Source organism: Saccharothrix australiensis (genome assembly GCF_003634935.1).
GTDB classification, from domain to species: Bacteria; Actinomycetota; Actinomycetes; order Mycobacteriales; family Pseudonocardiaceae; genus Actinosynnema; species Actinosynnema australiense.
Genome location: NZ_RBXO01000001.1, coordinates 6913774 through 6939441, shown reverse-complemented (window position 1 = coordinate 6939441; position 25668 = coordinate 6913774). Strand labels below are relative to the sequence as shown.

The 25668-nt window shown below is 73.8% G+C and carries 26 protein-coding genes and 1 CRISPR repeat array; of the genes, 14 read left to right on the top strand and 12 right to left on the bottom strand.

Annotated features, from left to right (window positions below):
• Window positions 1-1155, top strand: coding sequence for a THUMP-like domain-containing protein (locus C8E97_RS29470; protein WP_121008736.1), 1155 nt, complete (start codon window positions 1-3; stop codon window positions 1153-1155).
• On the opposite strand, the gene C8E97_RS29465 is transcribed toward C8E97_RS29470, so the two are convergent.
• A complete protein-coding gene (locus C8E97_RS29465) occupies window positions 1129-2076 on the bottom strand; it encodes a nucleoside hydrolase (protein WP_121012665.1) in 948 nt (315 codons plus the stop codon). The genes C8E97_RS29470 and C8E97_RS29465 overlap by 27 nt on opposite strands.
• Before the next feature lie 177 nt (window positions 2077-2253).
• Here C8E97_RS29465 and C8E97_RS29460 point away from each other — a divergent pair, with 177 nt between their 5' ends.
• Window positions 2254-2676: a GNAT family N-acetyltransferase gene (locus C8E97_RS29460; protein ID WP_121008734.1), complete on the top strand. Its 423-nt coding sequence runs from the start codon at window positions 2254-2256 to the stop codon at window positions 2674-2676.
• On the top strand, window positions 2673-3419 hold the full coding sequence (locus C8E97_RS29455; protein ID WP_121008732.1) for an acyltransferase: 747 nt from the start codon (window positions 2673-2675) through the stop codon (window positions 3417-3419). Before C8E97_RS29460 ends, C8E97_RS29455 begins: the two co-directional genes overlap by 4 nt.
• Window positions 3420-3639: 220 nt before the next feature.
• Here the strand turns inward: C8E97_RS29455 and C8E97_RS29450 are convergent, their stop codons facing one another.
• Complete coding sequence (locus tag C8E97_RS29450; protein WP_121008730.1) at window positions 3640-4890, bottom strand: glycosyltransferase family 4 protein; 1251 nt, start codon at window positions 4888-4890, stop codon at window positions 3640-3642.
• Between the two features lie 51 nt (window positions 4891-4941).
• On the opposite strand from C8E97_RS29450, the gene C8E97_RS35645 reads away from it, so the two are divergent.
• Window positions 4942-5151 (top strand): hypothetical protein, encoded by a 210-nt coding sequence (locus tag C8E97_RS35645; protein ID WP_211347152.1) that lies wholly within the window; start codon window positions 4942-4944, stop codon window positions 5149-5151.
• Window positions 5152-5276: 125 nt separating this feature from the next.
• Here C8E97_RS35645 and C8E97_RS29440 read toward each other — a convergent pair whose 3' ends face one another.
• Both C8E97_RS29440 and C8E97_RS29435 read right to left on the bottom strand, forming a co-directional pair.
• Entirely contained in the window at window positions 5277-6746 is a 1470-nt protein-coding gene (locus C8E97_RS29440; RefSeq protein ID WP_121008728.1) for a 1,4-alpha-glucan branching protein domain-containing protein, read from the bottom strand.
• Complete coding sequence (locus tag C8E97_RS29435; protein WP_121008726.1) at window positions 6743-7489, bottom strand: class I SAM-dependent methyltransferase; 747 nt, start codon at window positions 7487-7489, stop codon at window positions 6743-6745. Before C8E97_RS29435 ends, C8E97_RS29440 begins: the two co-directional genes overlap by 4 nt.
• A 316-nt stretch (window positions 7490-7805) precedes the next feature.
• Between C8E97_RS29435 and C8E97_RS29430 the strand changes: the two genes are divergently transcribed.
• Genes C8E97_RS29430 through C8E97_RS29420 form a run of 3 tightly spaced genes read left to right on the top strand, consistent with a single transcriptional unit; the run spans window position 7806 to window position 10352 of the window.
• The gene (locus C8E97_RS29430; RefSeq protein WP_147455269.1) at window positions 7806-9071 is read left to right on the top strand and encodes a coiled-coil domain-containing protein; all 1266 of its coding nucleotides are present in this window, start codon (window positions 7806-7808) and stop codon (window positions 9069-9071) included.
• Window positions 9071-9661, top strand: a complete 591-nt coding sequence (locus tag C8E97_RS29425; protein WP_147455268.1) for an OmpA family protein — start codon at window positions 9071-9073, stop codon at window positions 9659-9661. The genes C8E97_RS29430 and C8E97_RS29425 overlap by 1 nt, the downstream gene beginning before the upstream one ends.
• Before the next feature lie 7 nt (window positions 9662-9668).
• Complete coding sequence (locus C8E97_RS29420; protein ID WP_121008720.1) at window positions 9669-10352, top strand: hypothetical protein; 684 nt, start codon at window positions 9669-9671, stop codon at window positions 10350-10352.
• A 4-nt stretch (window positions 10353-10356) separates the two neighbouring features.
• Here the strand turns inward: C8E97_RS29420 and C8E97_RS35000 are convergent, their stop codons facing one another.
• On the bottom strand, window positions 10357-10500 hold the full coding sequence (locus C8E97_RS35000) for a hypothetical protein (RefSeq protein ID WP_170212028.1): 144 nt from the start codon (window positions 10498-10500) through the stop codon (window positions 10357-10359).
• A gap of 49 nt (window positions 10501-10549) precedes the next feature.
• A complete protein-coding gene (locus tag C8E97_RS29415; protein WP_121008718.1) occupies window positions 10550-11392 on the bottom strand; it encodes a DegV family protein in 843 nt (280 codons plus the stop codon).
• Window positions 11393-11681: 289 nt separating this feature from the next.
• On the opposite strand from C8E97_RS29415, the gene C8E97_RS29410 reads away from it, so the two are divergent.
• The 7 genes from C8E97_RS29410 (at window position 11682) to mnmA (ending at window position 19654) form a co-directional block, all read left to right on the top strand.
• A complete protein-coding gene (locus C8E97_RS29410; protein ID WP_121008716.1) occupies window positions 11682-12464 on the top strand; it encodes an electron transfer flavoprotein subunit beta/FixA family protein in 783 nt (260 codons plus the stop codon).
• A gap of 17 nt (window positions 12465-12481) precedes the next feature.
• Window positions 12482-13441, top strand: coding sequence for an electron transfer flavoprotein subunit alpha/FixB family protein (locus tag C8E97_RS29405; RefSeq protein ID WP_121008713.1), 960 nt, complete (start codon window positions 12482-12484; stop codon window positions 13439-13441).
• A gap of 146 nt (window positions 13442-13587) precedes the next feature.
• Window positions 13588-14358 carry a GNAT family N-acetyltransferase gene (locus C8E97_RS29400; RefSeq protein WP_121008711.1) on the top strand — a complete coding sequence of 257 codons (771 nt, stop codon included), beginning with the start codon at window positions 13588-13590 and terminating at the stop codon, window positions 14356-14358.
• Window positions 14355-15227: a lysophospholipid acyltransferase family protein gene (locus C8E97_RS29395; protein WP_121008709.1), complete on the top strand. Its 873-nt coding sequence runs from the start codon at window positions 14355-14357 to the stop codon at window positions 15225-15227. The genes C8E97_RS29400 and C8E97_RS29395 overlap by 4 nt, the downstream gene beginning before the upstream one ends.
• Before the next feature lie 757 nt (window positions 15228-15984).
• Window positions 15985-17370 (top strand): MFS transporter, encoded by a 1386-nt coding sequence (locus C8E97_RS29390; protein ID WP_121008706.1) that lies wholly within the window; start codon window positions 15985-15987, stop codon window positions 17368-17370.
• The gene (locus C8E97_RS29385; protein WP_121008704.1) at window positions 17370-18566 is read left to right on the top strand and encodes a cysteine desulfurase family protein; all 1197 of its coding nucleotides are present in this window, start codon (window positions 17370-17372) and stop codon (window positions 18564-18566) included. The genes C8E97_RS29390 and C8E97_RS29385 overlap by 1 nt, the downstream gene beginning before the upstream one ends.
• A gap of 5 nt (window positions 18567-18571) precedes the next feature.
• On the top strand, window positions 18572-19654 hold the full coding sequence (gene mnmA / locus C8E97_RS29380) for a tRNA 2-thiouridine(34) synthase MnmA (RefSeq protein ID WP_121008702.1): 1083 nt from the start codon (window positions 18572-18574) through the stop codon (window positions 19652-19654).
• 96 nt (window positions 19655-19750) lie between these two features.
• Here mnmA and C8E97_RS29375 read toward each other — a convergent pair whose 3' ends face one another.
• From C8E97_RS29375 to C8E97_RS34995, 6 genes are all read right to left on the bottom strand, one after another.
• Window positions 19751-20416 carry a hypothetical protein gene (locus C8E97_RS29375; RefSeq protein WP_121008700.1) on the bottom strand — a complete coding sequence of 222 codons (666 nt, stop codon included), beginning with the start codon at window positions 20414-20416 and terminating at the stop codon, window positions 19751-19753.
• A 157-nt stretch (window positions 20417-20573) separates the two neighbouring features.
• Window positions 20574-21443 carry a serine/threonine dehydratase gene (locus tag C8E97_RS29370; RefSeq protein WP_246019256.1) on the bottom strand — a complete coding sequence of 290 codons (870 nt, stop codon included), beginning with the start codon at window positions 21441-21443 and terminating at the stop codon, window positions 20574-20576.
• A gap of 15 nt (window positions 21444-21458) precedes the next feature.
• Complete coding sequence (locus C8E97_RS29365) at window positions 21459-21959, bottom strand: DUF6584 family protein (RefSeq protein ID WP_121008696.1); 501 nt, start codon at window positions 21957-21959, stop codon at window positions 21459-21461.
• Window positions 21960-22078: 119 nt separating this feature from the next.
• Complete coding sequence (gene paaI / locus C8E97_RS29360; RefSeq protein ID WP_121008694.1) at window positions 22079-22468, bottom strand: hydroxyphenylacetyl-CoA thioesterase PaaI; 390 nt, start codon at window positions 22466-22468, stop codon at window positions 22079-22081.
• A 1005-nt stretch (window positions 22469-23473) separates the two neighbouring features.
• Window positions 23474-24173: a CRISPR direct-repeat array (repeat unit 28 nt; unit sequence GTCTTCCCCGCGCACGCGGGGGTGGTCC).
• 324 nt (window positions 24174-24497) lie between these two features.
• The gene (locus C8E97_RS29355; protein ID WP_121008692.1) at window positions 24498-25292 is read right to left on the bottom strand and encodes an inositol monophosphatase family protein; all 795 of its coding nucleotides are present in this window, start codon (window positions 25290-25292) and stop codon (window positions 24498-24500) included.
• Window positions 25292-25576 (bottom strand): DUF5919 domain-containing protein, encoded by a 285-nt coding sequence (locus C8E97_RS34995; protein ID WP_246019255.1) that lies wholly within the window; start codon window positions 25574-25576, stop codon window positions 25292-25294. The genes C8E97_RS29355 and C8E97_RS34995 overlap by 1 nt, the downstream gene beginning before the upstream one ends.
• Window positions 25577-25668 lie beyond the last annotated feature (92 nt).

The window sequence follows — 25668 nt, the reverse complement described above, 5'->3', positions numbered from 1 at the left end:
ATGGGGTACGCGTTCGGCCTCGACGACGTGGCGTACCTGCGCTCCGACGCCGGGTGCGCCGCGTTGGCGGAGCTGGCCGACCTGCCGCTGACCCCGGCGTCCCGGCTGTCCGACGTGGCGCGGGCGCGCCGGGTTGCGCCGCGGCACTTCGCGGCGGTGCTGGAGACCCTGCTGCTCCGGCGCGGCGCGGCGGCCAAGGTCCCGTTCCGGGACGGCCTGTTCACCGACGCCGCGCTCCAGCAGGCCACGCCCCGGCCGGTCGCCGAGCACCGCGCCGCGCGGTTCGCGGGCCGCGTGGTGCACGACGTGACGTGCTCGATCGGCGCGGACCTCGCGGCGCTGCCGGAGGGCTCCGTCGGCTCCGACCTGGACCCGGTGCGGCTGGCGATGGCCCGCCACAACCTGGGCGGCTCCCGGACCGTGCTCCGGGCCGACGCGCTGCGCCCGGTGTCGCGGGGCGTCCCGGTCGTCGCGGACCCGGCCCGCCGGGACGCCACGGGCAGGCGCACGTGGCGGCCGGCGGACTTCGCGCCGCCGCTGGACGGGCTCGCCGCCGCCTACGCCGACCGCGACCTGGCGGTGAAGTGCGCGCCGGGCGTGGACTTCGCGGTCGCCCCGTGGGCGGACGAGGTCGAACTGGTGTCCCTGGACGGCCAGGTGCGCGAGGCGTGCCTGTGGACCAGGGGGCTGGCCACGCCGGGCGTCACGCGCCGGGCGTCCGTCCTGCGCACCGGCGGCCCCGGGTGGACGATCACCGACGCCGAGCCGGACGACTGCCCGGTGACGCCGCCCGCCGAGTGGCTGGTCGACCCGGACGGCGCGGTGGTGCGGGCCGGCCTGGTGCGGCACTACGCGGCCCGGCACGGCCTGGCGCAGCTCGACGAGCGGATCGCCTACCTGACCGGGCCCGTGCCGCCGCCGGGCATCCGCGCGTTCCGCGTGGTCGAGCACGGCCACTACAGCGAGAAGGCGCTGCGGTCGGTGTTGCGGGCGCACGACGTCGGCCGCCTGGAGATCCTGGTGCGCGGCCTGGACGTCGACCCGAACACCCTGCGCCGCAGGCTGAAGCCCGCCGGCGCGGCCGAGGCGACCGCCGTGCTCACCCGGATCGGCCGGACGCCCACCTACCTACTGGCCCGCGCCGAGCGCACGTAGCCGGTCCAGGACGAACCCGCGCAGGCCGTCGACGTCGGTGTCCACCGCGATGTCGATCCCGCCGGCGTCCGCCGACCTCAACCGCTCGTCCACGAGCAGCCCGCCCCGGCCCGGCCCGAACGAGCACTCGACCTCCACCGGGTGCCGGCGGACCTGGAGCACACCCGGCCGGATGGCCTCGGCGACCGCGACGGCGTCGTGCAGCGCCATCCCGTCCCACCCGAGGGACTTCCGGTAGGCGGCGAGGTAGTCCGGCGTCAGCCCGACCAGCTTGGCGCCCACCGCCGACGACCCGGCCAGCTCCGCCAGCCACGCCGTGCTCACCGCGCACCGCCGCGTGAGGTCCAGCGGCACCAGCGTCACCGGCACCTCGGCGGCCACCAGCACCCGCCGGGCCGCCTCCGGGTCGCTCCACAGGTTGAACTCGGCCGCGGCCGTGATGTTCCCGCCCCGCACGCCGCCGCCCATGACCACCAGGCGCTCGATCCGGTTGCGCAGGCCGGGGTGCGCGGCCAGCAGCAGCGCGATGTTGGTCAGCGGGCCGATGGGCGCGATGGTCACCGGTCGCTCGGCGGCTTCCAGCAGGTCCTTGAGCAGCGTCACGGCGTCCCGCGCGTCCGGTCCCCTGGTGGGTTCGGGGAGGGTGTCGGCGAACCCGGACAGCCCGTCCGGGCCGTGCGCCAGGGACACGTGCGGCTGGGGGTGCACCAGGGGGCGGGCCGCGCCCGCGGCGACCGGCACGTCCTCCCGGCCGAGCAGCGCCAGGACCCGCAGCGCGTTCCGCGTCGTCAGCTCGGGTGACACGTTGCCGAACACGGTCGTCACGCCGATCAGGTCGACTTCGGGGCTCGCCGCAGCCAGCGCGAGGGCGAACGCGTCGTCCACGCCGGGGTCGGTGTCGATGATGAGAGGGGTCGTCACGTGCGTCGATCCTGCCCGACCCGCCGGGGCGGGCGAGGTGCCGGGGTGCGGGGTCGGTGCGGTGCCGGGCGGGTCGCGGTCGGGGTGGCCGTCGTGGTGGCTGTCGTGGTCGCCGGTCGGGTGGCTCGCCGTCGGGGTCGCCTCGGTCGTCGGTGCGCCGGGGGTCATCCTGGAGCGGTGGACGTGCGCGCGGTGGGCCCCGACGACTGGCAGGTGTGGCGACGGCTGAGGCTGGCGGCGTTGCGGGACGCCCCGGACGCGTTCGAGTCGGCGTACGAGAAGTGGGCGCACGCGCCCGAGGAGCGCTGGCGGCGGCGGCTGGCCGGCTCCCTCGACCTCGTCGCCCGCCTGGACGGCGCGGACGTCGGCATGGTCAGCGGGATGCCGGGTGACCCGGTCGAGCTGATCTCGCTCTGGGTCGCGCCCGCCGCCCGCGGCCGGGGCGTCGGCGACGCGCTGGTCGACGGGGTCGCCCGGTGGGCCGACCCGCGTCCCGTCCGGCTGCGGGTCGCGGCGGGCAACGCCCACGCCCTGGCCCTCTACCTGCGGCACGGGTTCGTCGTGGAACCGGGTGGTGCGCTGGTTAGAGTGCCCCGGTGACGAGCATGTGGGGTGCGCCCGTGTGGACCAGGTGGCGCAAGTCGCGGCGCGATCCGGCGCAAGCCCGGTTCCTCACCCTGGCGTCCCTGAAGTGGGTGATCCGCCACCGCGCGTACACGCCGTGGTACCTGGTCCGGTACTGGCGGCTGCTGCGGTTCCGGCTGGCGAACCCGCACGTGGTGCTGCGCGGCATGGTGTTCCTGGGCCGGAAGGTCGAGCTGCACTGCCGTCCGGGGTACGGGCGGCTGGAGATCGGGCGCTGGGTGCACATCGGCGACGGCAACGCCATCCGGTGCCACGAGGGTTCGCTGCGGATCGGCGACAAGGCCGTGTTCGGCAAGGACAACACGGTCAACTGCTACCTGGACGTCGAGATCGGGGCGGCGACCCTGATCGCGGACTGGGTCTACATCTGCGACTTCGACCACGTGACGGCCGACGTCCACCTGCCGATCAAGGACCAGGGCATCGTGAAGTCCCCGGTGCGCATCGGCCCGGACTGCTGGCTGGGCACGAAGGTCACCGTCACGCGGGGCACGCGCGTCGGGCGCGGCTGCGTGCTGGGCGCGCACGCCGTCGTGCGGGGCGACGTGCCGGACTACAAGATCGCGGTCGGCATCCCGGCGCGGGTGGTGAAGGACCGCCGCGAGGACTACGAGGCGGACGCGGTGCGCCGCGCGGCGGTCGCGGACATGGCGCGCAAGGCCCGTGAGGCGCTGGAGCGCTCACAGAACGGCGAGTGACCGGGTAGGGGGCGGTTCGGGGCCCTGGTGCGAATCAGAGCGCTTCGGGGCCCTGGCCGACGGAAGGGGGATCGCGGCCGCGGATTCGTGCTCGGGCGAAGGGGTGGTCGTTTTTGCGTGGCGTTCCCGACGACCGCCCAAGACCGGCTCGCCTCCGGGCGCGTCGAGTCCGTGGTCCCGCTGCTGTGGTCCCGTCGCGTCGAAGAGCGAAGGGCGCAACTCAGAGGAAGGCGTTGCCGGTCGCGATCTTCGGGCGGCCGAGGGGCGGGTGGCTCCGGATCGGGGTCGAGCGGTAGACCCCGGCGGTGGCCTCCGCGATGCGGGACCAGTCGAAATCGGTGCCCAGGCGTGCCTTGGCCGCCTTGGCCCGCCGCGCCGCCGACGCCCGGTCGGCCAGCACCGAGCGGACCGCGGCCGCCAGCGCGTCGACGTCGCCCGGCGCGAACGACAGGCCCGTCACGCCGTTCAGCACGACCTCGCCCAGCCCGCCCGCCGTCGACGCCACCAGCGGCGCGCCGGCGGCGGCGGCCTCCAGCGCCACGATCCCGAACGGCTCGTAGCGGCTCGGCAGCACCACCGCGTCCGCCGCCGCCAGCAGGGCCGCCAGGGACCGGTCCGGCAGGTGGCCCGCGAAGTCCACCGCCCGCCGCACCTTGTGCTTGCGCGCCTGCTCCACCAGCCACTCGCCGTGCGTGCCCTCGCCGGCCACCACCAGGCGTGCGCCCCGGTGCGCGCGGCGGACGCGGGGCAGGGCGGCGATCAGGTCCTGCACGCCCTTCTCCCACTCCAGCCGCCCGAAGAACAGCAGCAGCGGCGCGCCGTCGGGGGAGTGCGCCGCCCGCGCCGCGGCCACGTCCGCCGGCCGGACCCGCCACCGCCGCGGCTCGATCCCGTTGTGGATCACGGTGATGCCGTCCGGGTCGACCTCGAAGAGGTGCGCCACCTCGGTCCGCATCGCCGACGAGCACGTGATCAGGGCGTCCGCCCGGTTCGCCAGCCACCACTCCACCGAGTGCACCTGCTGGTTCAGCGTCTGCGACAGCCACCCGCTGTGCCGCCCGGCCTCCGTCGCGTGCACGGTCGCCACCAGCGGGACGCCCGCCTCCTCGGCCAGCGCGACCGCCGCGTGCGTCACCAGCCAGTCGTGGGCGTGCACGACGTCCGGCCGCCACCCCCGCAGCAGCGCCAGGCCGGCCCGCGTCAGCGCGTGGCCCAGGGCCAGCGTCCACGCCACGAGGTCCCGCTCGAACACCAGGTGCGCGGGGTCCTCGGCGACGCGCACCAGCCGCACGCCCTCCACCACCGCGTCCGACGTGGGGTGGGTGAGCGCGTCCGACCCGGTCGGCTGCCGGCACAGCACCACGACCTCGTGCCCCTGCGCGGCCAGCTCGGTGGCCAGCGCGTGCACGTGGCGGCCGAGCCCGCCCACGACGACCGGCGGGTACTCCCACGACAACATCAGCACACGCATGGCGCATCCTCCCATTGCCTCGCTACCCTCGAAGTGACTGAGGGGGTCGTCATGCAGCCTTGGCTGTACGCCGTGCTGTTCTGCGCGCTGCTCCTGGCGATCGGCGTCGTCGTGGACCGCCGGGCGCGGGCGGAGCGGGCCGGCCTGGTCCGCCCCGCCGACACCGCGGGCCGGTCGAGGGCCGAGCCCGTCGCGCAGGCGCGGATCGACCACCCCGGCGCGGCCGGGATCACCGAGCGCGTGGACGGCCGCACGCCCTGAGCCCCCGGCCCGCCTGCCCCCGGCCCGCCTGCCCCCGGGTCGCCTGCCCCCGGGTCGGTCGCGCCCCCCGTCGACGTGATCGGGGGTGGGTTCGGCACGGGGTCTCGCGCTACCCGCGCCGCCGGTCATCCGGCCAGCTCCCGCGCGTCCAGGTGCCCGAACGGCCCGTCGACCAGGCGGAGTTCGGCCGCTCGCGCCCGCCCCCGCCCGCGGCGCAGCAGGGCGGCCAGCTCGGCGAACCGGTCGGCGTGCACCTTGGCGCGGTACCGGGCGTAGTCCGCGGCGGAGTCCTTGGTGACCATGAACGCCCAGTCGCTGGACAGCGCCAGCAGCGCCTCGCGCACGGCCTGGTCGGCGACCGGGTCCCGCGTGCGGCCGGACAGGTCCAGGTCGAGCAGTTCGCGCTGGACGCCCGCGTTGAGGTCGACCACGTCGGCGACCTGCGGCCCGTTCCACACGTGCCAGTCCTTGCCCGCGCCCCACGACGACGGGTGGATCTCCACCGGCGTGCCCACGTGGCCCGCCTCCACCGCCCCGCGCAGCGTCGTCACCCGCACCCCGGCCCCGGGCAGCGCCCGCAGCACGGCCTCCAGCCACGCCGGGCCCTCGTGCCACCAGTGCCCGTACAGCTCGGTGTCGTACGCCGCGACGACCAGCGACGGCCGGCCGTGCCGCTCGCGCAGCGACCGCAGCCGCCGCACCACCGTGTCCACGAAGTCCGCGGCGTGCCGCGCGACGGCCGCCGCCGCTGCCGCCGGCTCGTAGGGCGCCTTGTCCTCCGGGGCGACCCGCACGCCCGTCACCCGCGCCGGCTTGAGCCCGCTCGGGTGGTCGTAGGTGTGGAAGTCGCGGTAGGCGGGGTCGCCGGGGTAGCCGGCCCTGGGCGACCACACCCGGTAGGACACCTCCAGGTCGCGGCCGAAGCACAGCACGTCCGAGCCGCCCACCGGGCGGGCCGCCGCCGTGTCGCCGCGCAGCGACGGACCGTCCACCAGGAACCGCCGCACGCCCGCCGCCGCGTACCCGTGCTCCATGCCCGGCGCGTAGGCGCACTCGGGCGCCCAGATGCCCTCGGGCGCGCCGCCGATCCGCCGCCGCGCGTCGGCCAGGCCGGTGCGCAGCGAGAACGCGCGCAGCCGCGGGTCGAGCAACGGCTGGAACGGGTGCGCCGCGGGCCCGCCCAGCAGCTCGATCACCCGACTGTCCACGAGGGACCGCAGCACCGGCGAGAACCCGTGCCGCCAGCGGGTCTCGAACCGCTCCAGCGCCCACCGCGACGCCCGGTGCTCGCGGGCCGACAGGTCCGGCAGCCGGCGGCTCGCGCCGTGCGCGCGCAACTGCCAGTCGCCCAGCCAGTCGTGCACGCCGCGCAGGCAGTACGGGTCGTCGAGCTGGGCGGCCAGCACGGGCGTCACGCCCAGCGTCAGCACGTCCTCGCGCCCCTCGGCCGCGAACCGCTCCAGCAGGTCGACCACGGGCAGGTAGGAGTGCGCCCACGCCTGGTACAGCCACTCCTCGCCGACCGGCCAGGCGCCGTGGTGCGCCAGCCACGGCAGGTGGCTGTGCAGGACGAGGCAGAACGTGCCCTCGGTCATGGCCGGACCGCCACGGCCACCAGGTCCAGCGACGCGTCCACGTCGTCGGTGGCCAGCTCGAAGTCGTCGCTGCGGACCCCGCCCACCGCGGCCAGCAGGTCGGGCGGCCACGGCCCGCCGGCCACCGCCACCGCCACCTGGGCGTCGATGAGCGACCCGCCGAACCGCGCGTCCAGCGCCCGCAGCCGGGGCCCGTGCCGCAGCCCGGCGAGCAGCTCGACCGCCAGGCCCGCGCCGGTGAGCAGGCCGGCCAGCTCGTCGGCCGCGAGTTCCCTGGTGTGGAACGGGTTCAGCGGCGTGTCCCGGCCGGGGGAGAAGGTGATCCGGTTCGGCGTCGTCAGCAGCAGCCGACCGCCGGGCCGCAGGACCCGCGCGCACTCCGCCAGGAAGCCCTCCTGGTCCCACAGGTGTTCGAGGACCTGGAGGTTCGCCACCACGTCGACGCTCGCGTCCCGCAGCGGCAGCGCGGCCAGGTTGCCGCGCACCACGTCCAGCCCCGGGTACGCCCGCGCCGCGTGCGCCGCGGTCGGCTCGTCGTAGTCCAGGGCGACGACGCGCGCGGCGTGCCGGGCGATCAGCGCCGCGCCGTAGCCCTCGCCGCAGCCCGCCTCCAGCACGACCGCGCCCGCGCAGTGCCGCACGAGGTCGAGGTAGGCCGCCTCGTGGCGGCGGAACCAGTAGTTCTCGACGGCGATACCCGGCACGGTGCGCTCGCCGGTGAGGGGCAGCGGCTCGACGGTCACCGGCCCAGCCTAGTTGCTCGTTACTCGCGGGTAGCCATCGCCCGCCACATCGGGTGTCACTATTCCGTGTGAAGTTGTTCGGACTAGTTACCAGAGGTCGAGTGGAACCGGCATTGTCGCGATGCCCCTCCTTTTGGCTGAAATGACACCATCGGGTGACGTGGCGTTCGAGTCAGTTGATCTTCGAGTCCATTGTTTGCCCTGCCAGGCGGCTCGGCGGGCGGTACCCCACCGGCGCTTTCCCGGCCGGTCACCTGCTGGTTCAGTCCTCTCACGCTGGGTATCCTCGGACAATCTTCGAACGAGTGGGGCGGCCATGAGTGCGAAAGATCCCGAGATTGTTCCGCTGCACGCGGATTTCGACGTCGTCTACCGCGGATTCCACCGACGACAGGTGATCGAGCACGTCGAGAACCTGGAGGAACAGCTCCGGTTCACCAGCGTGGACCGCGCCGAGGCGTTGGCGCAGGCGGCCGACCTCCGCAAGATCCTGGAGATGACCCGGCACGACCTGGAGGAGGCGCGGGCGCGGGTCGAGCGGCTGGAGATGGCGCCGAACACCACGGCGGGCGCCACCGAGCGCCTGCACCGGATGCTGCTGCTCGCGGAGGAGGAGGCCGCGGACCTGAGGCTGCGCGCCGAGCGCGACGTCGAGGCGCTGCGCAAGCGCACCCAGGTCGAGCTGGCCGAGCAGCGCCGGAAGGCCGACGAGGAGGTCGCGGTGCTGCGCGCCGCCGTCGAGGCGCACGCCCGCGAGCAGCGGGACGTCGCCGCCCGCCGGACCGCCGAGCTGGAGCAGCGCGAGGTCGACCTCGAACGCCGCCGCGCCGAGACCGAGACCCACCTCCAGAAGCGCACCGAGCGGGTCGAGGCGCAGTGCGCGGCGATGGTCTCGCTCGCCCAGCAGAAGGCGGACGCCCTCGTGCAGGACGCCACCGAGCAGTGCGAGCGGCTCGCCGCCGAGGCCGCGCAGAAGCGGGAGAAGGCCAAGAAGTACTTCGACCTGATCGTGAAGCGGCGGCGCAAGGAGGTCGCGCAGCGCCTCGCCGAGCAGGAGGCGCTGGCGAACGCGCGGGCCTCGTTCGTGGTGAAGATGGCGTGCCGGGAGGCGCAGCGCCGGATCGCGGAGATCCAGCGGCGCACGGACGAGCTGGAGGAGCTGCGCCGGAACGTCGCGGACCAGCTGGCGGCCGCGCGCTCCGTGCTGGCGGCGGCGGTGGACCGGGTGCCGAACCTGATCCCGGAGCAGACCGTGCCGGAGGGCGCGCTGGACGCGGTCGCCGACGCCGGGTCGGGTGCCGGGTCGAGCGCCGAGGTCGGCGCGGGAGCCGGCGCGGGGGTGGGCGGCGCCTCGGCCGCCAAGTCGGCCGCCAAGTCGGGTACGACCTCCGGTGCGGAGTCCGGTTCCGAGCCGGGTGCCAAGCCGAGTGCCAAGCCGGGTGCCGAGGCGGGTTCCGCGTCGAATGCCGAGTCGGGTGCCAAGCGGGGCTCCGAGTCGGGCTCCGGGTCGGCCGCCAAGGCCGGCGCCGGGCCGGGCCCCGCGTCGGATGTCGTGTCGGACGAGGAAAGGGTCGGCGCCTGATGCCCCCTGGACTGCCGCTCACGCCGTTGGTCGTGGGCGCGGTCGTGGTGTCCGCGGCGCTCACGGCGTTCGGCTTCACGGTGTACGGCGAAGAGCTGTCCGGCGCGACGGTGGTCGGGCCGACCGGCCACGTCCTGGCCCACCCGACCCGCCGCCCGGTGCCGGTGCGCCCCACCGCCGAGCCGCTGGGCGTCAGCGGGTCGCCGGCGCTGCCCGCGTCGCTCGCGCCGTCGGCCGAGTCGGTGCGGCAGAACGTGGCGAGCCTGTTCGCCGCCAACGGGGTCAAGGGCATCACCTTCGCGCCCGGCGGCACCGAGCACGCGGGCCGGGGCGCGGAGGTGCAGCGGGGCGTCGGCGACCTGTTGGCGGGGACGTCCGGCGCGGCGGTGGCGCTGGTCGCGCACGCGTGGCAGGGCGAGACGCCCGACCACCGCCTCGCCGACCTCGCCCAGCGGCGGGCGGAGCTGGTGCGCGACTCCCTCGTCGCACGCGGCGTGCCGGCCGAGGTCATCAGCACGCGGGTCGTCGTGGACGCGGTCTGGGGCGCGCCGTCCGAGAGCGGTCCCCAGGTCGACGTGCTCGTCGGGTAGGAGCGTTATGTCAGGCGCGATCGCCTTCGTCTTCGGGTTGTGCGCCCTGTCGTTCGCGGCGGGGTGCGTGCTCACGGCGTACATGCTCAGACGCGAGCCGGAACCGGAGCCGACCCCGCCGCCGGTGTGGCGCGCGGAACCGAAGCTCGACCTCCGCCTCCCTCGGGAGGAGTACGCGACCAGGCCCATCCACCGCAACCCGGTCGTGGGGCTGCCGATCACCGCTCCGCCGGAGGAGCCGACCCGTCCGGCGCTGACGCTGGTGCCGTCGCTGGACCCGGTGGGTCGATTCGTCCCGGAGGCGGTGTTGCCCGCGGCACCGGAACCCGCGGCACCGGAACCCGCAGTACCGGAACCCGCGGCAGCCGGAGCCGCCGCACCCCACTCCGACAGCCCGGAACTCGACGACGTCGGGCTCGTGCCGCGGTCGGACGTCGACCACCCGGACGCCGACCGTGCGGACGCCGGTCACCCGGACGCCGACCTCGTGGACGTCGACCACCCGGATGTCGAGCGCCTGAACGGCACCCGCCCGGACGCCGACGGCCCGGACGTCGCTTGCCCGGTTGTCGACGGCGCGGACGTCGATCACGCGGACGGTCGTCCGGTCGAGCCCGCCGAGGTGCGCGGCCCGGTCGACGGCGCGGTGCTCCGGAACGCCCGCGACACCACGCGCCGAGGACCGGGCTGACGGCTCAGCGCTTGCGCAGCTTCCGCAGCAGCTGCTGCGCCCTGGCCCGGTTGCGCGGGTCGCGGGCGGCGTGCTTGAGCTGTTCGGTGATCCGCCGGCCCTGCGGGCTGCGAGTGAACGCGGTGATCCTGCTGAACAGGGATGCCATGTCCTCTCCTTTCCCCACCGGGCCAACGAAGAAACCTCGTGCGGAGTTCCTAAACCGGCGAAACGGTCACCCCGAGCGCGCCCGGACCGATGTGCGCCCCGATCGCCGGGCTCACCCGCGTCAGCAGGAATCGCCGCACGTCGGGCAGCTTGGCGCGCAACTGGTCCAGCACGGATTGCGCCCGTTCCGGCGCGTCGAAGTGCTCGACCGCGATGTCGACCTGCCCGGTGCCGGCCCGCCGCACCGCCAGGTCGACCAGCTTGCGCAGCGCGCGTTCCGACCCGAGCGCCCGGTCCAGCGGCGTGATCCGCCCGTCGGCCAACGTCAGCAGCGGCTTCACGGCCAGCGCCGACCCGAGCAGCGCCGCCGCCGCGCCGATCCGCCCGCCGCGCCGCAGGAACTCCAGCGTGTCCACGTAGATCAGCTCGGTGCTGCGGTGGAAGCTGCGCTGCGCGTGGGAGAGCACGCGCTGCACGTCGGCGCCCGCCGCCGCGGCCGTCGCCGCGGCCACGACCGCGTACCCGAGGCTCATGCCGCACGTCCGCGTGTCCACCACGTGCACCGGCACCTTCACCTGCGTCGCCGCGTCCCGCGCGGCCTCGGCGGTCTTCGACAGCCCGGTCGACACGTGCAGCGACACGATCGCCTCCACCCCGGCCGCCGCCGCGTCGGAGTAGGCCCAGAAGAACGCGCCGGGGTCGGGTGGCGCGGTGGCCACGTCGAGCCGGTCGCGCAGTGCGTCCACGAGCTTGGGCAGCGGCACGCGGGCCTCGTCGTCCACCCAGTCACCGATGCGGACCTGGATCTGCGCGACCGTGACGCCGAGCTTCTCGGCCAGCTGGTCCGGCAGGCACGCGGTGGAGTCGGTGACGATCGCTACTCGACGGTGCATGTGTTCGGACCCTAGCCGAGCAGCGGCGTCCGCTGTAACGCCGCCGGGGGCACGCACGATGTCGCTCAATCGGCCTCATAACGCTTGTGGGGATCGTCACGCGCTATGGCCGGGGCCGCCGTTCCACCCGCCGCTACTGGTGGGTAACATTCGGGTGGCCGACACCACCATGCCAATGCGGTGATGACATGGCAGGGTCACGATTCACACTGGAACACCCGGCGACCGGTCGCAGGCCACCGCTTCGCCCGAACATCGCCGCCCGTCCGCAGGAGGTCGAAGAGGACCCATGAACATTGTCGTCCTGGTCAAGCAGGTGCCCGACACCTGGTCCGAGCGCAAGCTCACCGACGCCGACCACACCCTCGACCGCGAATCCGCGGACGCCGTGCTCGACGAGATCAACGAGCGCGCGGTGGAGGAAGCGCTGCTGCTCCAGGAGGCGCACGGCGGCGAGGTGACCGTCGTCGCGATGGGTCCCGACCGCGCCACCGACGCGATCCGCAAGGCGCTGTCGATGGGCGCGGACAAGGCGGTCCACGTCTCCGACGAGGCGCTGCACGGCTCCGACGTGCTGGCCACCGCCAAGGTGCTCGCCAAGGCCATCGGCACGGTGGAGGGCTTCGACCTCGTCATCGCGGGCAACGAGGCGACCGACGGCCGCGCGGGCGCGGTGCCCGCGATCCTGGCCGAACTGCTGGGCCTGCCGCAGGTCACCCAGGTGCGCAAGCTGACCGTCGAGGGCGGCGTGATCAAGGCCGAGCGGGAGACCGACGAGGGCCTGGCGTTCCTGGAGGCGAACCTGCCCGCCGTGGTCAGCGTGACCGAGAAGATCAACGAGCCGCGCTACCCGTCCTTCAAGGGCATCATGGCGGCGAAGAAGAAGCCCGTGACCACGCTCACCGTGGCGGACCTCGGGCTGGACGCGGGCGAGGTCGGCCTCGGCGCGGCCCGGTCGCGGGTGCTGGAGGCGGCGCCCAAGCCGCCGCGCAGCGCCGGTCAGCGCGTCGAGGACTCGGGTGACGGCGGATCGAAGATCGCCGAGTACCTGGTCGGCCAGAAGCTCATCTGAAGGCGAGGAGGGAACAAATGTCTGAGGTCCTGGTCCTCGTCGACCACGTCGACGGCGAGGTCAAGAAGGTCACCCATGAGCTTCTATCCGCCGCGCGCCGTCTCGGCGAGCCGTCCGCGGTGGTGGTCGGATCGCCCGGCACCGCGGGCAAGGTGAGGGAGTCCCTGGCCCGCTACGGCGCGGCCAAGGTGTACGCGGTGGAGTCCGAGGACGCCGTGCAGCACCTCGTCACGCCGAAGGTGGACGCGCTGGCGACCATCGCGGGCACCGCCTCCCCGGCCGCCGTCCTCGTGGCGGCGACGCTGGAGGGCAAGGAGGTCGCGGGCAGGCTCGCGGCGCGCCTCGGCTCCGGCCTGCTCTACGACGTGGTCGACCTCGACGGCGAGGGCGTCGGCACGCAGTCGGTCTTCGGCGGCGCGTACATCGTGAAGTCCGAGGTGACCGGCGGCGTGCCCGTCATCGCCGTGCGCCCCGGCGGCGTGGAGGCCGAGGAGGCGCCCGGCGACGCGGTCGAGCAGGCCGTGGAGCTGCCCGCCGCGGACCCCGCCAAGGTGACCCGCGTGACCGGCCGCGAGCCGGTCGTCGGCGGCGACCGCCCCGAGCTGACCGAGGCGTCGGTCGTCGTGTCCGGTGGGCGCGGCGTCGGCTCGGCGGAGAGCTTCGAGGTCGTGGAGAAGCTCGCCGACAGCCTCGGCGCGGCCGTGGGCGCGTCGCGCGCCGCGGTGGACTCCGGCTACTACCCGCACCAGTTCCAGGTCGGTCAGACCGGCAAGACGGTTTCGCCGCAGCTCTACATCGCGCTGGGCATCTCCGGCGCAATTCAGCACCGCGCCGGCATGCAGACGTCGAAGACGATCATCGCGGTGAACAAGGACGCCGAGGCGCCGATCTTCGAGATCGCCGACTTCGGCGTGGTGGGCGACCTGTTCAAGGTCGCGCCGCAGCTCACCGAAGAGGTCGAGAAGCGCAAGGGCTGATCATTTTTCCGGCGCCGAGGGCCGTACCCGATCACGCGGGTGCGGCCCTCGGCGCATTCCAGCACACCAGGGTTTAACCGACCTGCCACTAATGCGTCATCGGAACGACCTGCTGTCGGTCGCCATCGGGTAGGTACACCAGACCCATGACGCAGCCTCAACTGCTTGTCAGCACCGGGGACACCACCGCCGGCGCGCCGCGCTACTCGCTGCTCGTCGCCCGCGACAGCGCCGAGGTCGTGGCCGCGCAGAGACTGCGGCACCAGGTCTTCGCCGGTGAGATGGGCGCGACCCTGCACTCGCCGGTCGCGGGCCACGACGTCGACCCGTTCGACGAGCACTGCGACCACCTCGTGGTGCGCGACGACCGGACCGGCGAGATCGTCGGCACCTACCGGATGCTGCCGCCGGAACGCGCCGCCGACGCGGGCCGGCTGTACTCCGACACCGAGTTCGACCTGACGAACCTCGCCGACCTGCGGCCCTCCGTCGTCGAGACGGGCCGCTCGTGCGTCCACCCCGACCACCGCACCGGCGCCGTCGTGTCGCTGGTGTGGGCGGGCATCGCCCGCTACATGCTCCTGTCCGGCCACTCCTGGCTGGTGGGGTGCGCGTCCGTGCCGCTGCACGACGGCGGCTCGCACGCGGCGGGCGTGTGGGACCAGGTGCGGGCCAAGCACTACGCGCCCGAGCGGTACCGCGTCACGCCGCTCAACCCGTGGGACGTGGACGCGGTGGAGCGCCCCGCCAAGACCGTCCTCCCGCCGCTGCTCAAGGGCTACCTGCGGCTCGGGGCGTGGGTTTGCGGGCGGCCGGCCCTGGACCCGGACTTCGGTGTCGCCGACCTGTTCGTGCTGCTCGGGATGGAGCACGTCGACCAGCGCTACCTGAAGTTCTTCCTGGGCGAGACGTCATGACCGCCGCCCACGCGTGGATGCCGTCCTCGCCGTGCGGCGACGGGTGCGTGGACCGCACGGCCGCCGAGGTGGGCGTCGTCCGGGTGGCGTGGCGGGTCTGCGCGGCGCTGGCCGTCCTCGCCTGCGGCGCGCCGGTCGCCCTGGCGGCGCTGGCCACGCGCGGGCGGACCCGCGAAGCGCTGCTGCGCCGCTGGTTCCGGCTCCTCGTGCGGGCGTTCGGCGCACGGCTGTCGGTGGTCGGCGCGCCGGTGTTCCAGGCGACACCCGGCCGCGGGGTGCTCGTCGTCAGCAACCACGTGTCGTGGCTGGACGAGCTGGCCATCGACGCGGTCCAGCCGATCAGGATGGTCGCGAAGCGGGACATCAAGGACTGGCCCGTGCTCGGCGGGCTGATCACCGCGGCCAGGACCGTCTACCTGGACCGCGAGCGGCTGTCCCTGCTGCCCGGCACCGTGGCCGAACTGACCGCCGCGCTGCGGGACGGCGCGGCGGTCGGCATCCACGCCGAGGGCACGACGTGGTGCGGCCTGGCCTCCGGCCGGTACCGCCCGGCCCTGTTCCAGGCGGCCCTGGACGCCGGCGTGCCCGTCCAGCCCGTCGTCCTGCGGTACCTGGTGGGCGGCGCCCCGACGACCCGCGCGGCGTTCGTCGGCTCGGACACGCTGGTCGACTCCCTGCGCCGCGTGCTGCGGCTGCGTGACCTCGTGGTCGAGGTGCGCGTGCTGGACGAGGTCGCACCGGGCCGGGCCGCTTCCCGGCGCGAACTGGCCGCGCTGGTGCAGCGGGAGACCGAGCGAACGCTCTACGGCGACGTGCTGGTACCCGCTCAGCGCGCGCACGGGGGCAGCGCACAACGCCAGTCGGTGTGACCCGAGACTTCGGCGGGGGCCGCGGTCGCCTACGCGCCCCCGCCGTGCCCAACGCCTCCCCGGCCCGGACCCAGACCTAGACCCTGATCACCCCGCACAGGCTCCGACCCCTGCACGCGCAGCACCGACCCGGACCCACTGCACCGCGCAGCACAGACTTCTGGTCTCGTGTTCTCCCCGTATGGCCTGCCCGGAGGGCGACCACAGTCGGTCAGGGGGCGCAAGCACGCTTCACCGCTTGCGCCCCCTGACCGACTGTGGTGGTCTTTGACAGGTCATGCGGGGAGAACACGACGCCTTGGCTTTTGTTTTTCCTCCCCGGAGGTCTGCCCAGCGGCGAGCGCTTCTTTAAAGCTTGTGCGGGCGCCTTCCGTGCGGAAGTTCTTCGGTTTTAGCGGGTCAAAGCTTAAAGAAGGGCGCTCGCCGCTGGGCAGGCCACCGAGGATGAGGGCAAAGCTTCTTCGAAGCTTTGCAGGCTTTTCAAGCTTCTTCGAAGCTTGAAAAGCTTTGGCTGCGTGTCATCCCCGTACGACCTGTCAAAGACCACCACATTTTTCACAGGGGCGCAAGCGAAAAGCGTGCTTGCGCCCCTGTGAAAAATGTGGTCGCCCTGCGGGCAGGCCGTACGGGGATGACACGCAGCCGGCCGTGGTGTGCCCAGCGGGTGGGCGGCCGGGGTCGGGCGGACGGGTGGGGTGTGCCGGTCTGCGTCATATCACCTTGACCTCCACCTGGGTCGAGGTTGAAACATGAAGCCGTGACCACGACCGATGCGGGACGAGAGACCGGGCAGTCAGCCAAGAGCAGGTTGTGGACCCCCGAGCGGAGGGGGCCCACGGCCGGGATCATCCTGCTCGTCACCTTGCTCGCCTTCGAGAACATGGGTGTCAGTACGGCGATGCCCCGCATGGTCGCCGAGTTGGACGGCAACGACCTGTACGCCTGGCCGTTCCTCGCCTTCCTCGCCGCCAGCGTGATCGCCACGGTGCTCTCCGGTCGGTTCAGCGACCTGCGCGGGCCCCGGCCGAGCCTGTTGGCCGGGCCCGCCTTGTTCCTGGTCGGGCTGTTGGTCGCGGGCGCGGCGCAGGACATGGCGCAGTTGCTGCTGGGCCGGGTGCTCCAGGGACTGGGCGGCGGCGCGCAGGTGGTCGCGCTCTACGTCCTGATCGGCCTGGTGTACGAGGAAGAGGACCGGCCGGCCGTGTTCGGCCTGGTGGCCAGCGCCTGGGTGGTGCCGTCGCTGGTCGGGCCCGCCGTGTCGGGGTGGCTGACCGAGGCGCTGTCGTGGCGCTGGGTGTTCCTCGGGCTCGCGCCGCTGGTGCTGCTCGGGGTGCTGCTGCTCGTCCCGGTCCTGCGGAAGCTGCCCGAGCACCGGCCCGACCCGAACCAGCGACGCGGTCTGCCGTTGGCCGCGTTGGCGGCCGGCGGGGGTGTCGTGGGGCTGAGCTGGGCCGCGCAGCACCCCACCGGCGTGAACCTGCTGATCGGCCTGGCCGCGCTGGTCGTGCTGGTGCCGGCGTTGCGCGTGTTGCTGCCCAAGGGCACGCTGCTGGCGCGTCGGGGGCTGCCGGTGACGATCCTGGCGCGCGGCCTGCTCGCCGGGTCGTTCTTCGCGGCCGAGGCGTTCATCCCGCTCACGCTCACCTCCGTGCACGGGTACTCGGCCATCGCCTCCGGCATCCCGTTGACGCTGTCGGCCCTCGGTTGGTCGACGGGCGCGTGGTGGCAGTCGCGCAAGTCGGACATCCCGCGCGAGAAGCTCGTCCGCTGGGGGTTCGTGCTCAACGCCGTGGGCATCGCCGGGGTGACGCTCATCGCACCGCCGTGGGGTCCGGCGTGGCTCACGCCGGTGCTGTGGGCGGTGGCGGGCGCGGGCATGGGGCTCGCCATGTCGAGCCTGAGCGTGCTCACCCTGGGGGCGTCCAGCGACGTGGACCGGGGTTTCAACTCGTCGGCGCTGCAGATCAGCGACATGCTCGGGTCGGCGCTGCTGGTGGGCCTGGGCGGTGTGCTGGTCGCCACGTTCGCCTCGGCGCAGGCGCCGACGGCCGCGATCGTGCCGTTCGACCTGCTGATGGTGGGCGTGGCCGTGCTCGGTGCCGTGCTCACGCGACGGCTGGGCAGGGCTACCCTGGGAGACTGATGGCCTACTTCGACCATGCCGCCACGACCCCCATGCTCCCCGAGGCGATCGAGGCGATGACCAAGGCGTTGTCCAGCACGGGCAACGCCTCGTCGCTGCACACGTCGGGCCGGCGTGCGCGGCGGGCGGTCGAGGAGGCGCGCGAGGACATCGCGGACGCCCTCGGCGCGCGGCCCTCCGAAGTCATCTTCACCAGCGGCGGCACGGAGAGCGACAACCTCGCCGTCAAGGGCGTCTACTGGGCCCGGCGCGCCGACGGGCGGCGGCGGGTCGTGGCGTCGAGCGTCGAGCACCACGCCGTGCTGGACACCGTGGAGTGGCTGGTCGAGCACGAGGACGCGGAGGTCACCTGGCTGGAGCCGGACCGCCTGGGGCGCATCGTGCCCGAGGCGCTGCGCGACGCGCTGGACGACGACGTCGCCGTGGTCACGACCATGTGGGCGAACAACGAGGTCGGCACGATCAACCCGGTGCGCGAGCTGGCCGCCGTGGCCGCCGAGCGGGGCGTCCCGTTCCACACCGACGCCGTGCAGGCGGTCGGCGCGGTGCCGGTGGACTTCGCGGGGTCCGGCGCGAGCGCGCTGACGCTGACCGGGCACAAACTCGGCGGCCCGTACGGCGTGGGCGTGCTCCTGCTCGGGCGGGACGTGGCGACGACGCCGCTGCTGCACGGCGGCGGCCAGGAGCGGGACGTGCGGTCGGGCACGCTGGACGTGCCGGCGATCGTCGCGCTGGCCGCGGCCGTGCGGCACGCGGTGACCGAGCAGCTCGCGCGGGTCGGCGAGGTCGCCGCCCTGCGGGACGAGCTGGTGGCCGCGGTGCGGCGCGCGGTGCCGGACGTGGTGCTCAGCGGCGACCCTGAGCACCGGCTGCCGGGCAACGCGCACCTGGCGTTCCCCGGCTGCGAGGGCGACAGCCTGCTGATGCTGCTGGACGCCAAGGGCGTCGAGTGCTCGACCGGATCGGCGTGCACGGCGGGTGTCGCGGAGCCGAGCCACGTGCTGCTGGCGATGGGCGTCGACCCGGTGCTGGCGCGCGGCTCGCTGCGGTTCTCGCTGGGGCACACGTCGACCGCGGCCGAGGTGCGCGAGCTGGCCGAGGTGATCGGGCCGGTGGTGGCGCGGGCCCGCGCGGCGGGCATCGCGGGGATGCGGCGGCTCGCCGGGGCCGCCGACCGGACTACAGCGGGGGTGTGAGCGGGATGCGGGTGCTGGCGGCGATGAGCGGCGGCGTGGACTCCGCCGTGGCCGCGGCGCGGGCGGTGGCGGCCGGGCACGACGTGACGGGTGTGCACCTGGCGCTGTCGGCCAAACCCGGCACGCTGCGCACCGGCGCGCGGGGCTGCTGCACGGTGGAGGACGCGCGGGACGCGCGCCGGGCCGCCGACGTGCTGGGCATCCCGTTCTACGTGTGGGACTTCGCGGAGCGGTTCACCGAGGACGTGGTGGAGGACTTCGTCGCGGAGTACGCGGCCGGTCGCACGCCCAACCCGTGCCTGCGGTGCAACGAGCGGATCAAGTTCGAGGCGTTGCTGGACAAGGCGATCGCGCTCGGGTTCGACGCGGTGTGCACCGGGCACTACGCCCGGCTGTCCACCGCGGGCGGGCGGGTGGAGCTGCGGCGCAGCGCCGACGACGGCAAGGACCAGTCCTACGTGCTGGCCTCGTTGACGCGCGAGCAGCTGGCGCACGCCATGTTCCCGCTGGGCGACTCGACCAAGGCCGCGGTCCGGGCGGAGGCGGCCGAGCGCGGCCTCCAGGTGGCGGAGAAGCCGGACAGCCACGACATCTGCTTCATCCCGGACGGCGACACCCGCGGGTTCCTCACCCGGCGGCTGGGCGAGCAGCCCGGACTGCTGGTGGACGACGAGACCGGCGCGGTGCTGGGCAGGCACGTCGGCGTGCACGAGTTCACCGTGGGGCAGCGCAAGGGCCTGGGCATCGACGCGCCCGCGCCGGACGGCCGCCCGCGCTACGTGCTGTCGCTGGAGCCGGTGAGCGGCACGGTGCGGGTCGGGTCGGCGGAGAAGCTGGCCGTGACCGAGATCGTGGCGCACCGGCCGGTGACGCGGGTCGACTTCGACGGCCCGGTGGAGTGCGTGGCGCAGGTCCGGGCGCACGGCGGCCTCGCGCCGGCTGTGGCCGAGCTGGTGGACGGGGAGCTGCTGGTGCACCTGCGCGAACCGCTCAGCGGCGTGGCGCCCGGCCAGGCGGTGGCGGTGTACCGGCCGGACCCGGCGGGCGACCTCGTGCTGGCCAGCGCGACGATCGGCACCACGCGCTGACCGGTCCGGGTGGCTCGCCCGCGAGCGATCCACCCGAGCGCGGTCCCGCGTGCGGCCACCCGCGTGCGGTCACCCTCAGCATGGCCGCCCGCGCGGTCACCCGAGCGCGTTGACCGCCACCGCGCCGCCGAGCAGCACCGCGTACCCGGCCGACGCCGCGCCCACCGCCCTGGTGCGCCGCCGCTCGTCCCACGTCGTGAAGCCGAGCACCCACGCCAGCAGCGGCAGCAGCAGCACCCCGTGCATGGCCACGCCGTGCGACAGCTTCCACGACCCGCCGCGCTCGGCGACCATCAGCCCGCCGAACGCGAGCGCGACCACCAGGCTCAGCGTCCCGACCAGCGCCGCCAGCCGCGTGCTGCGGGTGAGGTGCGCGGCGCGGAGGGCGGCCACCGCCAACGCCACCACCGCCACCACGATCGTCACCCCGCCGCCGGTCAGCGCGCGGGTGACCAGCGTGTCGAACGTCGTGGCCTCGTTGAAGTGCGAGGGCACCCCGCGCCACGCCTGGAGGCTGATCAGCGCCACCTCCAGCACGGACGCGGCGGTGAACAGCCCGACCCAGAACGCCCGCAACCGCAGGAACCCGCCGACCCACGCGTAGGTGGCCAGCGTGAGCCCGAACGACAGGCCGAACGTCACCGGTTTGCGCCACGACACCGGTCCCTCCCAGGGGCCGCCGGCCACGAGGAACACCACGAGGTGGAACAGCCCGGAGAGGAACAGCACCGCCGCCACCCGGTACGCGACACGCGAAGTCATGCGACCCGATGGTGCTCGTCGCGCGGCCCGGCGTCGTCGTGCCCCGAGCGGTATCGGGGGATACGTCCGGACGCGTACGGCGGCTCCCTGCTCCTGCGGCTTGCGACGCTCGTGGCTCGTGGCTCGTGGCTCGTGGCTCGTGGCTCGCGGCTTGCGGCTACGGCGTCCAGTCCGTGTTCGCGCCGCACAGCACGACGCACACCGACTCGCCCGGCACGCGGTCGTGCAGCCACGCCGCGAACGGCACGGCCGCCGCCGGTTCCACGGCCAGCCGGAACTCCTCCCACAGCCGGTCCCGCGCCGCCAGCAGCTCGTCGTCGCCGACCAGCACCGACGACACCGACGCCGCCCGCAGCAGCTCGAACGGCACCGCGCCCACCCGCGTCGCGCCCAACGCGGACGCCGCGACGGAGTCCACGGCCGAGTCGACCGGCTCACCCGCGGCCAGCGCGTCGTGCAGGCAGCGGCAGCGCTCGGGCTCCACCGCCGCGACGTGCCGCCCGGCGAGCGCCGTGCCCGCCGCGAGCCCGCCACCGCCGACGGCCACCGCGATCACGTCCACGTCCGGCGCGTCAGCGACGACCTCCGCCGCCACCGTGCCCTGCCCGGCCACCACGAACGGGTCGTTGTACGCCTCCACGTAGAAGCCGGGTGCTGCACGGGCCGCCAGCACGGCCTCCGCGTACGTCGAGCCGGTGCGGATCAGCTTCGCGCCCGCGGCCTCGATGCGCCGCGCCTTGCCCTCGGGGACGCTCTCCGGGACGTACACGGTGGCCTGCGCGCCGAGCAGCCGCGCGGCGGCGGCCACGCCCAGGCCGTGGTTGCCGCCGGACGCCGTGACCACCCGGTCGGGCACGTCCGCGGCGAGCAGCGTGTTCACCGCGCCCCGGAGCTTGAACGAGCCGGTCAGCTGGAGGTGTTCGAGCTTGAGCGCCAGCGGGCGGCCGTCGACCTCCACCCGCCACAGCGGCGTGCGGCGGACGTGCGGGCGGATGCGATCGGCGGCGGCGAGGACGTCAGGAGTCATGCCGTCCAGCATGCGTCAGCCCGTCAGCCAGCCGTACACCTTCCCGGCCAGGGTCACCACGCCGACCACGAAGCACAGCAGGACCAGCACCAGGCCGAGCAGGACGAGGATGTTCGCGTGCCACGAGGAGTCCCGGTCGTCGGTCGCGGCGAGCTGGTCGCGCAGCTGCTCGGACACCTCGGCCCGCAACGCGGCCAGCCGGATGCGCGCGGTCTCGGTGGCGGCGTCGCCGCCCGCCCAGTGCAGCGCCGCGAGCCGGGCCTCCGGGGTGCGGTAGGCGCGTTCGAAGGCCGCCGTCTCCGCCGGGTCGCGGTGCTCGGACAGGTAACCCCAGCGGCCCGCCTGCGGCGCGTCGCCCAGCACCCGGTAGACGTCGGCGAGCCGTTCCCGCAGGTCCAGCCGGTCCGGGAAGCTGGTGACGAGGCCGACGAGCCGCTGCCGCGCGCGCAGCACGCTCGCCAGATCGCCACGTTCGAGCTCTTCGGCGGCCTTCCGCAGCGTCCGCTCGACAGGCATGAGGCACATCGTCCCAGCCCGCGCAACCATGGGATCGCCCGGTGATCGGGGCGGCGGTGACGGCCTCGGACGCGATCGGCGGACCCGCGGGTAACCGGCGCTGGCCCGTGCCGGTCGGCCTAGCGGGCGCGGAGGGTCCGGCTGCGGCCCCGGAACTCGGCCACGACCTCGTCGCCCCGGCGGACGGTGATGTCGTAGATGCCGCTCCGCCCGAACCGGACCCGCTCGGCGGCGGTGGCCACCAGCTCGTCGCCCAGGTGCGCGGGCGCGAGGAAGTCGATCTCCGCCTGCGCGGCCACCGTGACGGACCCGGCGCGGTTGCAGGCGCAGGCGAAGGCGGTGTCGGCGAGCAGGAAGAGGTACCCGCCGTGGGCGATGCCGTGGCCGTTGATCATGCTCTCGGTGACCGTCATGGCGATCGTGGCGGAACCGTCGCCCAGCTCGACCGCCCTCATGCCGAGCGCGGTCGAGGCGGCGTCCTTGGCGAGCATCTCCGCGGGTCCGTCCATGCTTTCGCACCATAGGGGGTGCGGTGCCCGGCGCGGAGCGTCGGGTGGCGGCGTCCGGCCGCCCCCCGCACGCGCGGGGTGGTCGTCCGGGCCGTGAAGCGCTCGGCCGTGTGCCCCTCAACAGGGCCGGAAACCGGCGGCGGGGGTGGTGTCGTCCGCAACGACACCACCCCCGCCGCCGTGCAGGGATTACCGGGTGAAGCCCTTGAAGATGTTGGTGTTCTTCCACCTGTCCAAACGGGATCAGCCGACTTACGGCTGTGAACGCCGCTGACCTGGGCAGACATGTCTGGTCGTGTTCCGTTGCGTTTCGCTGGTTTCCGACGTCCGACGGCCCGGAGACGGCCCGGAAGACGATCATGGTGCGTCCTCGGCTCGGCGTCGGCACGCGGACTGAGGGGCTGTCGGTCGCTCGGCCGGCGACTCGGAAGACGGGTGCCAGGTGGCAGGGTGGGCGGAACGCCGGGGACAGTCTGGTACGTCGCGCAGGGATGACCGGGATCTGGTGGTGATCGGCGTGGGCGGTCGGTGGGGGTGTTGGTTGGGTGTGCCGGCGGTTGGCGTGGCTGACGGCCTGGTCTTCCAGTCCGTAGCGTCCCCAGAGTGCGAGCTGTCCGGGCGTCCTGGTCCTGGTGCCTCGCATTGCTGCCTCCTGCTACCGCCGGCCGACAACGGGTCCGGTGAACTTCGGTGGGCTACTCGCCCCCTGTCCCTCGGCCCTTGCCGCAGTTAGCGCCGGGTCGGCGGTGTCAAGGGTGGCCGTAGGCCATCGCGCAGCGACGCGAAGCGCCCTTGATGCCGTCGGCCCGGTGCTAAAGAATCCCAGGGCCTCCGTGGGGACAGCCCGCTTGAGCCGTTCGTGTTGTTGGAAGTTCGGTCATCCAGGCGGCGGGTCCTTGCGGATGACCAGAGTGGCCAGGAGATGCTGCCGCGCTGCGATTTCGAGACCGAGGCGCACCGAATGAAAACGAGGCGATGCCGACACAACGCCCCTGGTCGGGAAGTGTCTTCCCCGCGCACGCGGGGGTGGTCCGGCGTGACGAAACGGGACGCGCACCCCTCCCGCGTCTTCCCCGCGCACGCGGGGGTGGTCCGCTGCACTACGACATCCTCTTGGACGGTACGGAGTCTTCCCCGCGCACGCGGGGGTGGTCCGCCTGAAGTGTCGCTGCCTGTGGCGCTGGCGGTGTCTTCCCCGCGCACGCGGGGGTGGTCCGCACGACGCGTAGGGGACGCGCCCGCCGGCGGGGTCTTCCCCGCGCACGCGGGGGTGGTCCCACTTCGACACCAATTCGACCCCCTGCAATTCGGTCTTCCCCGCGCACGCGGGAGTGGTCCCGCGATCAAGTTGACGACCTTGCGATGGTCCGTGGTCTTCCCCGCGCACGCGGGGGTGGTCCGTACCGGTGCATGGAAGACCACGACCACAAGGCGTCTTCCCCGCGCACGCGGGGGTGGTCCCGAGGCGTTCGCCGCCGCGAAGGCGGAGAAGCAGTCTTCCCCGCGCACGCGGGGGTGGTCCGGCGGAGGCACGGCTGCGGCGGTTGCACGTAGAGTCTTCCCCGCGCACGCGGGGGTGGTCCGAGCCATGGCGCGCTGATCGTCATGACCGAGATGTCTTCCCCGCGCACGCGGGGGTGGTCCGGAGGAAAACCTCTCGAAGGAGGGCATGGAGACGTCTTCCCCTCGCATGCGGGGGTGGGTTCGGGGCGTGTGGTGGTACGCAAGTTGGCGGGGCTTCGACGCAGGAACTGCGCCTGCGGTGGCGTGCTGGACCTGGCCGCGTGCATCGACTCCGCGCACGGCCGCCGGGCGGAGCGGAGCGGGGGGCCCGGCGGGGCCGTGATGCGGGGAGTCGGTGCCAACGCGAGTCGGTGCCGGCGCGACGTGACCGCCCAGCGCGCCGCCGCAGGCGGAGCGCCTTGATCCTCTAGAGCCAAGTTCGGCAGATGGTCATCCAGCCGGCCCGGTCAGCGAAGGTGCTTGCTGCGTCGGCGACGCCTTCGTGTCGGGTCGGGTTGGTAGCGCTTCAGAGCGCGGTTTGGACAAGTGAGAGCAGTGGGCGGGCGAGACCGCTGGTTGCTGCGATCGTGTGGCGGGAGGACGCGGTGTGGTCGTCTCCTGAGCTGTCCAGCACGAGTGCGCCGGCTTCCCTGGCGATGAGGATGCCTGCCGCGAGGTCGAGTGTCTTGTTCGACAGGATCACCGCTCCATCAATGCGGCCTTCCGCCAGCCACACGAGATCGTGGGCGGCGGAGCCGAACATGCGGATGCGTTCGACTTCGGCGGCCAGGGCGGCGGTCAGGGCGATTCGCTGCCTGTTCTCCTCGGCAGCGTGGTCGCCGAGGGCGTAGTCGCCTATGGCGATCATGGACTTCGGCAGCTCGGTCGTGGTGCTGGTGCGGATCTGCCTGCCGTTGACGTACGCGCCTCTGCCTTCAGCCGCTGTGTAGTGCAGGTCCGAGTACGGCAGCGAGATCGCGGCCACGACGGCGCGGTCTCCCCGCAAGAGGGCCACGGACACCCCGGAGAGTGGCACGCCGTGCACGAAGTTGGCGGTGCCGTCGATGGGGTCGAGGCCCCACACGTACTCGCTGTCGGCGGCCTGGTCGCTGCGGCCTTCCTCTTCTCCGATGAACCCGATCTCGGGGGTCGCCTCGGCGAGGTGGGCCCGGATCTCCTGTTCGATGCGCACGTCCACGTCGGTGTAGGTGTCGCGGTCGGTCTTCTCGATGACGGTCTGCGGGCGGCTGGTCCTGATCAGGTCGTTCCCGATGCGGACGGCCTTCTGCGCGATCTCGACCAGCTGGTCGAGCGGTCGCATCAATCGATCTCCTTCGCGCGGTTCCACATCGAGTCGAAGACCTGCGAGAAGGTACCGAACAGGCCGGGCAGGGCGTCGTCCCGCTCGATGACGAGGGTGGGCGACTGGACGCCTCGCGCGTCCGGCAGGTAGGGCTGGACCACGCACTTCACCTGGTCGGTGCGGATCGGCTCGTCATAGAGGCGGAGAGCCGGCTGGCCCCGTGCGTAAGGGCTGACCTTGGACGCGACTCGGCGCAGGGCCTCGATGTTGAGCCTGGTGGAGCACGCCGATCCGGGGTTCACGCTGCGGACGTACACCCATCTCCTGCCGTCGAGCCACGCTCGGGCTCGGTCGGCGGTGGATCGGGTGTTCCGTCCGCAGCGGGCAGGGGAAC

What these genes read in the sequence shown, in the direction of transcription:
- paaI (WP_121008694.1), bottom strand. Translation starts at nt 22,468, where the DNA reads ATGGACGGACCCGCGGAGATGCTCGCCAAGGACGCCGCCTCGACCGCG.
- C8E97_RS29440 (WP_121008728.1), bottom strand. Translation starts at nt 6,746, where the DNA reads ATGACCGAGGGCACGTTCTGCCTCGTCCTGCACAGCCACCTGCCGTGG.
- C8E97_RS29450 (WP_121008730.1), bottom strand. Translation starts at nt 4,890, where the DNA reads ATGCGTGTGCTGATGTTGTCGTGGGAGTACCCGCCGGTCGTCGTGGGC.
- C8E97_RS29420 (WP_121008720.1), top strand. Translation starts at nt 9,669, where the DNA reads ATGTCAGGCGCGATCGCCTTCGTCTTCGGGTTGTGCGCCCTGTCGTTC.
- C8E97_RS29355 (WP_121008692.1), bottom strand. Translation starts at nt 25,292, where the DNA reads ATGCGACCGCTCGACCAGCTGGTCGAGATCGCGCAGAAGGCCGTCCGC.
- C8E97_RS29375 (WP_121008700.1), bottom strand. Translation starts at nt 20,416, where the DNA reads ATGACTTCGCGTGTCGCGTACCGGGTGGCGGCGGTGCTGTTCCTCTCC.
- C8E97_RS29470 (WP_121008736.1), top strand. Translation starts at nt 1, where the DNA reads ATGGGGTACGCGTTCGGCCTCGACGACGTGGCGTACCTGCGCTCCGAC.
- C8E97_RS29405 (WP_121008713.1), top strand. Translation starts at nt 12,482, where the DNA reads ATGTCTGAGGTCCTGGTCCTCGTCGACCACGTCGACGGCGAGGTCAAG.
- C8E97_RS35645 (WP_211347152.1), top strand. Translation starts at nt 4,942, where the DNA reads ATGCAGCCTTGGCTGTACGCCGTGCTGTTCTGCGCGCTGCTCCTGGCG.
- C8E97_RS29395 (WP_121008709.1), top strand. Translation starts at nt 14,355, where the DNA reads ATGACCGCCGCCCACGCGTGGATGCCGTCCTCGCCGTGCGGCGACGGG.
- C8E97_RS35000 (WP_170212028.1), bottom strand. Translation starts at nt 10,500, where the DNA reads ATGGCATCCCTGTTCAGCAGGATCACCGCGTTCACTCGCAGCCCGCAG.
- C8E97_RS29410 (WP_121008716.1), top strand. Translation starts at nt 11,682, where the DNA reads ATGAACATTGTCGTCCTGGTCAAGCAGGTGCCCGACACCTGGTCCGAG.
- C8E97_RS29415 (WP_121008718.1), bottom strand. Translation starts at nt 11,392, where the DNA reads ATGCACCGTCGAGTAGCGATCGTCACCGACTCCACCGCGTGCCTGCCG.
- C8E97_RS29385 (WP_121008704.1), top strand. Translation starts at nt 17,370, where the DNA reads ATGGCCTACTTCGACCATGCCGCCACGACCCCCATGCTCCCCGAGGCG.
- C8E97_RS29400 (WP_121008711.1), top strand. Translation starts at nt 13,588, where the DNA reads ATGACGCAGCCTCAACTGCTTGTCAGCACCGGGGACACCACCGCCGGC.
- C8E97_RS29370 (WP_246019256.1), bottom strand. Translation starts at nt 21,443, where the DNA reads ATGACTCCTGACGTCCTCGCCGCCGCCGATCGCATCCGCCCGCACGTC.
- mnmA (WP_121008702.1), top strand. Translation starts at nt 18,572, where the DNA reads ATGCGGGTGCTGGCGGCGATGAGCGGCGGCGTGGACTCCGCCGTGGCC.
- C8E97_RS29365 (WP_121008696.1), bottom strand. Translation starts at nt 21,959, where the DNA reads ATGCCTGTCGAGCGGACGCTGCGGAAGGCCGCCGAAGAGCTCGAACGT.
- C8E97_RS29430 (WP_147455269.1), top strand. Translation starts at nt 7,806, where the DNA reads ATGAGTGCGAAAGATCCCGAGATTGTTCCGCTGCACGCGGATTTCGAC.
- C8E97_RS29425 (WP_147455268.1), top strand. Translation starts at nt 9,071, where the DNA reads ATGCCCCCTGGACTGCCGCTCACGCCGTTGGTCGTGGGCGCGGTCGTG.